Raw genomic sequence first — 11,019 nt, 5'->3', positions numbered from 1 at the left:
GCCCTCGCCCCGGCCCCGACCCCGACGGCAGAGGCCGGCGCGGAAGCGCGCGTCGAAGCCGAGGCCCTCCGCCGTCTCCACGCGGCACGGAAGCACCGGAGCGTTCCGGCTCTTCCCTGCCGCGTACGAGAGCCCCGTACGAGAGCGCGCACGGAGCCCCGTACGAGACAGCACCCGCGTCACGCCGCCACCCGCGCCGTCCCCTCCGACGCCGGGCTGTCCGACACCGTCCGCCGCCGTCGCACCGGCATGCCCAGCGTCGGGTTGGCCACGCCCCACGCCGCGCCCCGGCAGACCACTTCCTTGTAGCGAGCCGCCAGGCGGCCGGTCAGGGCACGGTCCACGGCGCGGTCGCCGGCGGTGACGAACTGGATCAGGCCCTCCTTGCGGCCGAGGGAGATGCACTGGTTGAAGTAGCGCAGCGGGGCGTTCGGGAGCTTGCCGCCGGTCAGGCGGGCCGCGATGGCGTCGGCTGCCTGCCAGGCCATGGGGGTGCCTGAGGCGCAGGACATGCGCAGGGGCCTGTCATCGGCGCCCAGGGCGTGGCCCGCGTCGCCGATCGCGTACACGTCCGGGTGCGACACGGACCGCATCGTCCCATCGACCACGATGCGGCCGTCGTCAGCGAGTTCGAGGCTGGTGGACGCGGCCAGCGGGTGGGTCGCGAAGCCCGTCGTCCAGACGGTGACGGCGGCCGGGAGGGTCCGGCCGTCCGCGGTGGTGACACGGTCGGCCTCGACCGCGGTCACGGTGGCGTGCTCGTGCACGGTGATGCCGAGCCCGTCGACGACCTTGCGCAGGTGCGCACGGCCCTTCGGGGAGAGCCAGTCGCCCAGTTCGGTGCGCGCGACGAGGGTGACGTCGAGGTCCGGGCGGGCCTCCGCCACCTCCGTCGCGAACTCCAGGCCGGTCAGTCCGCCTCCCACGACGAGGACCGTCTCGCCCCCGGCCGTCGAGGCCAGGCGCTCGCGCAAGCGGAGTGCGCCCGGGCGGCTCGCGATCTGGTGGGCGTGCTCGGTGACACCCGGGACGCCATGGTCGTTCACGGCGCTGCCGAGGGCGTAGACGAGGGTGTCGTACGGCAGTTCCGCGCTGCCCTCCGCGCTCTGCACCGTGACCGACTTGCCGTCGACGTCGACCGACGTGACCTTGGCGAGCCTCACCTCGACGCCCGTGCCGGCGAACATCTCCTCCAGCGGGCGGGGCTTGAGTTCCTGGCCCACGGCCAGTTGGTGCAGCCGTACCCGCTCGACGAAGTCGGGCTCGGCGTTGACGAGGGTGATGGTGACGTCCTCACGGCGCAGCCGCTTGGCGAGGCGGCCTGCCGCGATCGCTCCGGAATAGCCGGCGCCGAGGACGATGATCCGGTGCTGCATGCGCTTACTCCTGTCCGCACGGGTCCGGTGCCTTCTGGCCCGGTCACGCCCCTTGAACCGGGCAGCCCGCGAATCCCTGACAGAAGTGGAGAGTGACCTGCGTCACAGAGTGGGTCAGAGGGCTCCGGTGACCACGGGAGGGCCGAAGTCGCCCGCCGCCCAGCGCCGCGTCGCGCGCTCCAGCTTGTCCGGGTTGACCTGGCTGCGCACCGCGACGACGCCCTCGTCCGTCCGCTCCAGGCACATGACGCCGAAGACCCGGCCGTCCACCACCGCGACGACCGCGGGGCCGCCGTTGGCCGTGATGGCGTAGAGATCGGGCGAACCGCCGACCAGGTCCCGCTTGGCCGGGGCCGGCTTGAACAGCCCCCGCAGGAACCTGGCCACCGCGAGCGCGCCCTCCACGGCACTGGCCCGGGCCGGCACCTTCCCGCCGCCGTCGCCGATCACGATGGCGTCCGAGGTGAGCAGCTTGATCAGCGGCTCCGTCTCACCACTGGTCGCCGCGGCGAGGAACTCCTCGACGATCCGGCGCGCGGCCGCCTCGTCGATGTCGACCCGTGCCCGGCCCCGCGCCACGTGCTTCTTCGCGCGATGGAAGATCTGCTGACTGGCCGCCTCGGTGAGATCCAGCATCCCCGCGATCTCCCGGTGGGAGTACGCGAAAGCCTCGCGCAGCACGTACACCGCGCGCTCGTTCGGCGAGAGCCGCTCCAGCAGGACCATCACGGCGTAGGACACCGACTCGCGCTGCTCGGCCGTCTCCGCCGGGCCCAGCATCGGGTCCCCTTCGAGGAGAGGTTCGGGCAGCCACTGGCCGACGTAGGTCTCGCGGCGCACACGGCCCGACGAGAGCTGGTTGAGGCACAGGTTGGTCAGCACCTTGGTCAGCCATGCCTCGGGCACCTCGATACTCGCGACATCGGCCCCCTGCCAGCGCAGATAGGTCTCCTGCACGATGTCCTGGGCCTCACTCGCCGAGCCCAGCATGCGGTAGGCGATGGCCTCCAGACGCGGCCTTGCGGCCTCGAACCGGTCTACGTCGCTGCGAGTCAGGGGCATGCCGAGATCCTATCCAGGGGCCTGTGGCCACGGGGCGACGGCACCGACGACGATCACGCGTCAGACGCGGCGCCGCACCGGGAGCCTCAGGTCAGGACCATCCAGCGGCGGCCGTCGATCAGCTCGCGCGCCGCGTCGAGGTGGCCGGCGTGGCACGCGGTCTCGGTGATGACGTGCAGCAGAACGTCACGCAGGGTGTGCAGGTGCGGCTCGCCGAACAGGTCATGCGGCCACCAGGCCAAGGCGGCGTCCGCAGCGGTGGCGGTGATCACCGCGTCGGCGCGTTCCGACTCCTGCCGGTACAGGTCGAGCACCTCGGCGGCGGGCACCTCCGGGGCCACCTGCCATGCCTCGTCGCCGCTCGTCAGACCGCGTACGACCTCGTCGTCCCCGGCGACGACCGCGCGGAACCAGAACCGCTCCACGTCCAGCGCGAGGTGCTGGACCAGCCCCAGGCAGTGCCACCCGGAAGGCAGCACGGGCCGCCGCAGATCCTTCGCGTCGAGTCCTTCGAGGATGCCGTGGACATGGCGCCGCTGCCCGTTCAGAACCCGAAGAAGGGTTCCGACCTCACTGTCCACCGGTGTTTCGTTCAACTTGTCGGTCATGGCCCCCCAGAATCCACCAATCTCCGCGACCGCGCAGGGAGTTGACCAAGGCAGTCGCTTTGTCGTGCACTCCGATGTGGGGTCGATCCACCCACGATCGACATTTTGTCTGTTATGGGAGGTATGGGGCAGGTAAGTCCGGCTACCCGAACCGCATGGTAAGGACACTGAAGCGACATGGCAGGCACGGCGGGCACAGCGCGGTCGACCAGGACGTCGAGGCTGGACGGGGGACGGCCGTCGGACCGGACGAACAGGTGGAGCGGCAGTCACCGGACACACTGACCGACCTGCCCAAACAGTCCTGGAAGATGGTGCTGAAGGGCACCCTGAAGGAGTTCAAGAGAGATGAGCTGACCGACCGGGCCGCGGCGCTGACCTACTACGGGATCCTGGCACTGTTCCCGGCCATGCTGGCGCTGATCTCCCTGCTGGGGATCGTCGGCCAGTCGGCCACGCAGAAGGTACTGGACAACATTCAGAAACTGGCTCCGGGCGCGGCCCGCGACGTCCTCAACAACGCCGTGACGCAGATGCAGGGCCAGGCCGGCATCGGGTCGATCATGGCGATCGTGGGCCTCGTCCTCGCGCTGTGGTCGGCGTCCGGATACGTCGCCGCGTTCATCCGCAGCGCGAACGCGGTCTACGACATCCCCGAGGGCCGGCCGGCATGGAAGGTGCTGCCGGTCCGGTTCGCCGTGACGGTGGTGCTGATGGTCATGGCGGTGATCAGCGCGCTGATCGTCGTCCTCACCGGCGGCCTGGCACGGCAGGTCGGCACCACGCTGGGGGTCGGGGACACCTTCCTGACAGTGTGGTCCATCGCCAAGTGGCCGGTGCTCGTGCTCCTGGTGACGATCATGATCGCGATCCTGTACTGGGCGACACCGAACGCGAAGGTCCGAGGCTTCCGCTGGATCACACCCGGCAGTCTGCTGGCCCTGCTGATCTGGATGATCGCCTCCGCCGGCTTCGCCCTGTACGTGGCGAACTTCGCCTCGTACAACAAGACCTACGGCACCTTCGCCGGCGTGATCATCTTCCTGGTGTGGCTGTGGATCACCAACCTGGCGATCCTGCTCGGCCTGGAGTTCGACGCCGAGTTGCACCGCCAGCGTGCCATCGCGGGCGGCCATCCAGTCGAACAGGAGCCCTACGTCCAGCCCCGTGACACCCGCAAGTGGGACGAGGAAGACCGTCGCCGCCTTGAGTCATAGGCCCGTCACGATCACTGGCCGGGGTGAGGCTGTCCTTCAAGGACGTCCTCGCCGTGCACTGCGACGGCACCACGGCCGAGGTCCCGCCGGTCCCGGGCGCGGTGACGGGCGGTCCGGGAGCGCGCCACGCGTTCGGCGGCGCGCTGTGCCACGGACTGCCGTCCGGCAGGGACCCGGAACGGACCGTCCGGTTCTTCACCGCGGCCGCCGCCCACGTCGCCGCCCTCCCGGCCGGCTCCGTCGCCCCCGGCCGGGCGACTCCTGGGGCACCCTTCCGCCGATGAGTTTTCGGCGACCGTCGCGTCTACCTCTTCGACGAAGGGAGCGCACCATGCGCAAGATCATTGTCTGCACGTTCCTGACGCTCGACGGTGTCATGCAGGCGCCGGGCGGGCCCGACGAGGACTCCGAGAGCGGCTTCGAGTACGGCGGCTGGCAGAAGCCGGTGAGCGACGACGAGGTCGGCGCCGCCATCGCCGAGTGGTACGAGTCCTCCGACGCGATGCTGCTCGGCCGCAAGACGTACGAGATCTTCGCGTCGTACTGGCCGACCGCCGATCCGGCGAACCCGTTCACCGAGCGGATGAACAGCATGCACAAGTACGTGGCCTCCCGGACCCTGACGTCCGTCGCGTGGCAGAACTCCACCCTGCTGGAGGGCGACACCGTCGAAGCCGTACGCGCGCTGAAGGCGTCCGAGGGCGGCGACATCAACGTCGTGGGCAGCGGCGACCTCGCCCAGACCCTCATGCGTCACGACCTGGTCGACGAATACCGGCTGACCATCCATCCGGTGATCATCGGCTCCGGCAAGCGGCTGTTCGCCGACGGAGCGATCCCCACCGCGCTGGACCCGGTCAGCGTCTCGGCGACGAAGAACGGCACGGTCGTCGGCGTTTACCGGCCCAACGGCCGCCCCAGCTTCGACAGTTACTGACATCCGGCCGGCGTCGGCCGGCACTTCGCGTCGGGTGGTGTTCGATCCGGGCTCCGTGGGGATCCCCGTCCTGTGTGCAGTCCATCGCCCAGCGAACGGAGCCGACATGGAGTTCCCGGATCTCTCCGCACTGCCCGCCGAACTGCGGGAGGAGGTGACCGCCCGCGGCTCGCTCAACGTGTTCCGGATGCTGATGCACTCCCCCGCGCTGGCGCCCGGCGTGCTCGCGCTGGGGGACGCGGTCCTGCGGCAGAACTCGCTGCCGGACCCGCTGCGTGAACTGGCCATCGTGCGGGTCGGCCATGTCTACGGGGCCGCGTACGAGATCCACCACCACGAGAACATCGCCCGTCTGGTCGGACTCGGCGAGGCCGCGATCGCCGCCGCCGCGACCGGTTCCCCCGAGGGCCTGTCCGCGGCAGAGGCCGCCGTCCTCGCCGCGACCGACCGACTGCTCGCCCGGCACACCCTCGACGAGGCAGCGCGCAAGGAACTGTCGGCGTTCCTGACGGTGAACCAGCTCGCCGATCTCGTCATCACCGTCGGCTTCTACCAGCTGATCTGCGACTTCCTCAACACCTTCGAGGTGACGACCGCGGACGAGGTGCCGCCGCCCTACGGCGACACCCCTCCCGCCGGGAGCGAAGAGGGCCGGTGATTCGGCCGATCGCAGAGTCCGGCGACGGCTCACACGGAACTGCCTCCGGGCACTGTCACGGCGCCATCTCGTACGCCCCGGACAGTGCCTCCACGCGCTGCCAGACGCGGCCCGAGCGCGCCTCGTCGACGACGGGACGCCGGACGGCATCGAGGGCCCAGCGCTGCTGGTCCGCGGTGGCCGAGTCCTTGCCGTGCAGTTCGACGGCGTAGGCGGAGAAGTCGCGGACGAGGACGGCGAACAACTCGTCGAGCACGTCCTCGTCGAGGTCCGTCAGGCGGGCCTGTTCGAGGATCAGCTGGGCGTGCACCACCAGCGCGAACAGCTGGCCGACGGCGAGGAGCAGATCGAGGTCGCGGCTCTGCTCCTCGTCGGGCGCCGCGGTGGCGACGAACTGGCACAGCGCGTCGGCCTGTTCACGGAAGCGGGCGACGTTCGGCACGCCGGCGTACGCGTCGTAGGCGGGACGCCAGTCGTGGAAGCGCACGGAACCGAGGCCGCGGGCCGGCCCCTGCTCGAAGAGGAACGTGTCGTCGGCCGCGTCGAGGCGGGTCGGTACGGCCGCGAACTCGGCAGGGTTGAGAAGGTGGTTGCGCATGAACTTGAGGATCAGCGCGAGGTTGACGTGCACCGTGCCCTCGAGCTTGGGCAGCCCCCGGATCTCGACCGCGGCCTGGGCGAAGTAGGTGTCCTTCTCGAAGCCCTTGGCGGCGATCACGTCCCACATGAGGTCGATGACCTTCTCGCCCTCCGTGGTCACCTTCATCTTCGTCATCGGGTTGAACAGCAGATAGCGGCGGTCCTCCGGGGAGGCCGAGCGGAAGTAGTCGACGGCCCGGTCGCTGAACAGCTTCATCCCGACGAGCCTGACGTACGCGTCGGTGAACTCCCGGCGCACGTGCGGGAAGGCGGTGACGGGGCGGCCGTACAGGATGCGCTGGTGCGCGTGGGTCACCGCCTCGTACATCGCGTGTTCGCAGATGCCGATCGAGGCGGTGCAGAGGTTGAACTTGCCGACGTTGACGGTGTTGAGGGCGGCGTCGAAGGCGGCGCGGCCCGTGTGCAGGACGTCGTCCGGGCCCACGGGGTAGTCGTCGAGGCGGAACTCGCTGACGTACTTGGAGGAGTCGACGACGTTCTTCACGAGGCGGTACGACGGGTGGCGGCTGTCGGCGGCGAAGAACACGTAGCCGTCCGGGCCCTCGACGTCGGTGCGCCGGCCGAAGACCGAGACGAGCCCGGCCGCGTTGCCGTTGCCGATGTAGTACTTGGAGCCGGTGGCCCTGAAGCCGCCGTCGGCGTCCGGGGTCAGCAGCATGTCGGTGGAGTAGATGTCGGCGCCGTGGGTCTTCTCGGAGAGGCCGAAGGCGAACACCTCGCCCTCGGAGAGGAGGTGGGCGGCACGGGTACGGGCGGCGGCGTTGTCGCTCTGCCACACCGGCCCGAGACCGAGGATGGTCACCTGCCATGCGTACCAGTAGTCGAGACCGTAGAACCCGAAGATCTCGTTGAGGGCCGCGATGCGGGCCGTGTCCCAGCGCTGGTCGTCGGACTCCCCCGCGGACGACGGGGTGAGGAAGGTGGCGAACAGCCGCTCCTTGGCCGCGAACGTGAGGAAGTCGGCCAGCCAGGCGCGGGAACGGTAGTCCTCGATGAGCCGGCGCTTGCCGCGGTCCTCGAACCAGTCGACGGTGGCCCGCAGCAGCCTGCGGGTCTCGGGATCGAAGTGCGCGGGGTCGTAGGTGCGCGGGTTGAACAGGAGGGAGTCGGCCATGGAGGTCCGCCTTCCGAGGGTTGAGGGTGAAGGGGCGGGGCTGAAGGTCACCGGACGCGGGTGTCGTCGGCCCGGCGGGGTCAGGCTTGCGGCCGTGGCGTAGTGAGCCGTCGGAGGGTGGCGAGCACGTCGTCCAGCCAGGCGATCGTCATCCGCTCGTACGCGATGCCCCCGCGCAGCACGACGTGCTGAAGCTCCTGAGCGGCGTCGAGCGGGGCGGGGGCGGCAGGGCCGGTGAAGTCGCGCCGCTCCCCCGACAGATAGTGCGCGAGCCGGTCGCTGTGCACCTGACGGTGCCGCTCGACCTCACGGATGAGCACGGACGGGTCGTCGAAGGCCGCTCCCCGGATCTTCACCGCGAGGTCGTGCCGCATGCTCTCGGGTTCGATCGATTCGTGCAGCCACTGGGAGAGTGCGGCGCGGCCCGGGCCCACGACGGAGTACTCCTTCTTGTCCGGGCGGCTCTGCTGCGGCAGCTCACGGACGGCGAGGAGGCCGTCGTTCTCCATGCGCCGGAGGACCCGGTAGATCTGCTGGTGGGTGGCGGTCCAGAAGTATCCGATGGACCGTTCGAACCGCCGGGCCAGTTCGTATCCGGAGCCCGGTTTCTCCAGCAGGGAGACGAGGATCGCGTGCTCGAGCGCCATGCCGCGATCCTGCTATGCAACTCGTTGCATAGCCAAGGGGTGCCGCCCAGGTGAGACGGGGCTCACGCAGGCCGGGCGGCTACCGGCCGGGCGGGACGGAGGCGGTGCCGGGCCCGTCGGTGAAGCGGGCCTCGAAGCATTCCTTCTCGCCGCCGGTCGCGGGGCTGAAGCAGGCCTGCACGGGCGTCCCGGGGCCGGCCACGCTCATGAGGGTGTGGACGTACGTCTCCGCCTCGTGGCGGGTGGTGACCCGAGCGCTGTGCCGGGAGCCGCGCCGGCCTCCCACCCGCAACTCGACACGGTCCTTGACGGCGGCTCCCCACATGCGGGCCCAACCTGCCCCGCATTCCGGGCTGTAACGGATCTGCACCCAGGCGCCGGAGGCGGTCTCGTGTTCGGCGACGGTCAGCGGCTCGGCACCGCATCGCATCGAGATCGGGTCCTTGTCCTGACAGGTCGTGTGCCGGCAGAGAGCCCCGGTGGCCGCCGGGGAAGGCACGGGCGCCTGTGCCGCCTCCTCGTGGCCGGCCGGGGGGAGGTGGGTGACGACGAGCGCGCCGAGGACGACGGCGCAGGCGGACAGCAGGGCGGCGGCGATGTTCACGTTCCGGTGGTGACCGGTGGCGGGGGCGTCCGGGTGCTCGCCGACGCCGCTCGGGGCCGTCTCGCTCGGGCCGCGGGCGTGCGGAGGTACGGCCACCGGTTCCGTGTCCCTCGTGGCGTTGTCGCCGTCGGGTGGGTCGGTGACGCTGTCCGCGGTTGGTGGGTGCGTCCCGGGGACGGCGGTGTCGCTGCCTGCGGCCTGTGTGTCCGTCCCGGGGGCCCTGCGCTGCCGAACCTCTGCCACCGGTGCGGGCCCGCTGCCCTGCGTCCCCTGCGTGCGGGCGATGTCCAGGAGTGCCAGCGCGTGCCCGGCGGGCTCGTCGGCGAGACGGCACAGCTCGTTGATCGCGCTGCGCGGCGGCAGGCTCTTGCCGTTGAGGTAACGCTCCCAGGACGACTTGCTGTAGGTGGTCGCGTCCGCGAGCTGCGCGAGGCTCAGACCGGTGCGCTGCCTCAACTTCCGTAGTACGGCGGCCAGTCGCGCGCCCGGCGGTGAGGGCGCCCCGGGTGTCATCCGCGCAGCGCCTTCCACGAGCGCGGCCCCAGCATGCCGTCGACGGTGAGACCGGCACGCTCCTGGAACGTCTTGACCGCCCGGAGCGTCAGCGGGCCGAACATGCCGTCGATCCCACCGGGCGAGATACCTGCCCGGCGCAGCAGACACTGCGCCTCGGCGACGTCGGCACCGCTGGCGCCGTAGCCGATCTCGGTGTCGCGCCCCTTGTTGACGCCCGCCCACCAGCGGCCGTCCATCCGTGTGATGCGGCAGGTGTAGGAGGGCGGTGGGGAGCCCGCGGTGGTGCGGGGCGAAGCGGTGACGGCAGCCCGGCTGGCACCGTCGTCCATGCGCAGCACGAGCAGCAGGACCGCCGACAGCGCTACGGCCAGTGCGGCGAGGCCCGCTGTGAGCGCGAGGTGCGGGAAGCGACCGGGGGCCGGTTCGGGAGCCCGGGGTGGCATGCCCGCCGCCGGTGCGGCAAGTGCCGTGTCGTGCACGGTCGTCGGGCTCGCCGGAGACTCCTGCTCGCGCTCGCACTGATCGTCCTGACGCTGGGCGGCGGGTCTTGCGCGGCGACCGTCCCAGGTGTCGGCGGCTATCTCGTGCAGCGCGAGCAGGGGGACGGGGTCGGTTCCGGTGATCCGGGCCAGTGCCTCCACCGCCTCGCGCGGCGGGAGCGACGCGCCGCCCAGGTACCGCTCCCATGACTTGGCGCTGTAGCCGGTCTTGGCCGCGAGCTGTCGCACCGTCAGTTCGCCGCGGTCCTTCAGGCCCCGTAAGAGGGTCACCAACTGCCGTGCGCTGGGGTCGAGTTCCGCGGGCAGCGGCTTGGAGCGCGGCATGGTTCCCCCACAGCGGTCGTCAGCTTGGTCGTGTGCGTGAGCAGCGGCCCCCGCCGCTGCTGCGCATTCTGCATGAGCCCGCCACATCTGTCACAGGTGTCCCGCATCACCGTCCCGGCGCACACCGTCACCGCAGGTCAACGGGGTGGTCGTCCCGAAAAACCGTCACTTGGGCCGCGGCCGTCGCCAGGGTGCCCGGGCGCCCTGCACCTTGGTCCCGCCACCTGGCCCGCTCGGCGTGGACAGGGGCACGACCCCACGAACGAAAGAGGAATACATGCGACCGAACGCTCTGGGCAGGACCATCGCCGGTGTCGTCGCCGTCGTCGGCCTCGCCGCCGGCAGTGTGGCGACCGCGGGTACCGCCTTCGCGGCCACCGCGAGCACCACGGGGACGACGGCGGTCGCCCAGCCCGCCGCCGTGGCAGCTACGCAGAACTTCGGTCTGACCACGGCCGAGGCCAAGAACGTGCAGAACTTCCTCGCGGACTACTGGGGCTACACCGGCGCCATCGACGGCCAGCTGGGCACCAACAGCTGGAAGGCCTTCCAGCGCTGCCTCGCGACGTACTGGGGCTACACGGGCGCCATCGACGGGGACCCGGGCACCAACACCATCAAGGCCCTGCAGCGACTGCTGAAGGACGACTACGGCTACACGGGCGAGATCGACGGCATCGCCGGTCCGGACACCCGGGCGGCGTTCAAGCGCTTCGCCGCCTGACCGGTACGACCCGTCCGGGCGGGCCCCGCACCTGTTCGGACCGTCCGTCGAGTGACCGGGCGCGGCCCGTCC

At 70.8% G+C, this 11,019-nt stretch carries 12 protein-coding genes; 5 read left to right on the top strand and 7 right to left on the bottom strand.

Going from position 1 to position 11,019, the window contains the following annotated elements; all coding sequences use genetic code 11:
• Window positions 1-179: 179 nt before the first annotated feature.
• The 3 genes from EHS43_RS25390 to EHS43_RS25380 all read right to left on the bottom strand — a co-directional run bounded on the left by EHS43_RS25390 (window position 180) and on the right by EHS43_RS25380 (window position 3,046).
• Window positions 180-1,376 (bottom strand): NAD(P)/FAD-dependent oxidoreductase, encoded by a 1,197-nt coding sequence (locus tag EHS43_RS25390; RefSeq protein WP_125193080.1) that lies wholly within the window; start codon window positions 1,374-1,376, stop codon window positions 180-182.
• Between the two features lie 114 nt (window positions 1,377-1,490).
• Window positions 1,491-2,438, bottom strand: coding sequence for an RNA polymerase sigma factor SigJ (sigJ, locus tag EHS43_RS25385; RefSeq protein WP_125193079.1), 948 nt, complete (start codon window positions 2,436-2,438; stop codon window positions 1,491-1,493).
• An 86-nt stretch (window positions 2,439-2,524) separates the two neighbouring features.
• Complete coding sequence (locus EHS43_RS25380) at window positions 2,525-3,046, bottom strand: DinB family protein (protein WP_125193078.1); 522 nt, start codon at window positions 3,044-3,046, stop codon at window positions 2,525-2,527.
• A gap of 155 nt (window positions 3,047-3,201) precedes the next feature.
• Between EHS43_RS25380 and EHS43_RS25375 the strand changes: the two genes are divergently transcribed.
• From EHS43_RS25375 to EHS43_RS25360, 4 genes are all read left to right on the top strand, one after another.
• Window positions 3,202-4,263, top strand: a complete 1,062-nt coding sequence (locus EHS43_RS25375; protein WP_125193077.1) for a YihY/virulence factor BrkB family protein — start codon at window positions 3,202-3,204, stop codon at window positions 4,261-4,263.
• A gap of 23 nt (window positions 4,264-4,286) precedes the next feature.
• The gene (locus EHS43_RS25370; protein ID WP_125193076.1) at window positions 4,287-4,547 is read left to right on the top strand and encodes a hypothetical protein; all 261 of its coding nucleotides are present in this window, start codon (window positions 4,287-4,289) and stop codon (window positions 4,545-4,547) included.
• A 47-nt stretch (window positions 4,548-4,594) separates the two neighbouring features.
• The gene (locus EHS43_RS25365; protein ID WP_125193075.1) at window positions 4,595-5,200 is read left to right on the top strand and encodes a dihydrofolate reductase family protein; all 606 of its coding nucleotides are present in this window, start codon (window positions 4,595-4,597) and stop codon (window positions 5,198-5,200) included.
• Window positions 5,201-5,306: 106 nt separating this feature from the next.
• Complete coding sequence (locus EHS43_RS25360) at window positions 5,307-5,858, top strand: carboxymuconolactone decarboxylase family protein (protein WP_125193074.1); 552 nt, start codon at window positions 5,307-5,309, stop codon at window positions 5,856-5,858.
• Between the two features lie 55 nt (window positions 5,859-5,913).
• Here EHS43_RS25360 and EHS43_RS25355 read toward each other — a convergent pair whose 3' ends face one another.
• The 4 genes from EHS43_RS25355 to EHS43_RS25340 form a co-directional block, all read right to left on the bottom strand.
• Window positions 5,914-7,632 (bottom strand): acyl-CoA dehydrogenase family protein, encoded by a 1,719-nt coding sequence (locus EHS43_RS25355; protein WP_125193073.1) that lies wholly within the window; start codon window positions 7,630-7,632, stop codon window positions 5,914-5,916.
• A gap of 80 nt (window positions 7,633-7,712) precedes the next feature.
• The gene (locus tag EHS43_RS25350; RefSeq protein ID WP_125193072.1) at window positions 7,713-8,279 is read right to left on the bottom strand and encodes a PadR family transcriptional regulator; all 567 of its coding nucleotides are present in this window, start codon (window positions 8,277-8,279) and stop codon (window positions 7,713-7,715) included.
• Between the two features lie 79 nt (window positions 8,280-8,358).
• Complete coding sequence (locus tag EHS43_RS25345; protein WP_125193071.1) at window positions 8,359-9,396, bottom strand: XRE family transcriptional regulator; 1,038 nt, start codon at window positions 9,394-9,396, stop codon at window positions 8,359-8,361.
• Window positions 9,393-10,223 (bottom strand): peptidoglycan-binding protein, encoded by an 831-nt coding sequence (locus tag EHS43_RS25340; protein ID WP_125193070.1) that lies wholly within the window; start codon window positions 10,221-10,223, stop codon window positions 9,393-9,395. The genes EHS43_RS25345 and EHS43_RS25340 overlap by 4 nt, the downstream gene beginning before the upstream one ends.
• Before the next feature lie 277 nt (window positions 10,224-10,500).
• On the opposite strand from EHS43_RS25340, the gene EHS43_RS25335 reads away from it, so the two are divergent.
• The gene (locus tag EHS43_RS25335) at window positions 10,501-10,947 is read left to right on the top strand and encodes a peptidoglycan-binding protein (protein WP_125193069.1); all 447 of its coding nucleotides are present in this window, start codon (window positions 10,501-10,503) and stop codon (window positions 10,945-10,947) included.
• The last annotated feature ends 72 nt before the right edge of the window (window positions 10,948-11,019 follow it).

The organism is Streptomyces sp. RP5T (genome assembly GCF_003933965.1).
Taxonomy (GTDB): domain Bacteria; phylum Actinomycetota; class Actinomycetes; order Streptomycetales; family Streptomycetaceae; genus Streptomyces.
The sequence above is the reverse complement of the archived record's forward strand: the minus strand, read 5'-3'. Positions and strand labels throughout refer to the sequence as shown.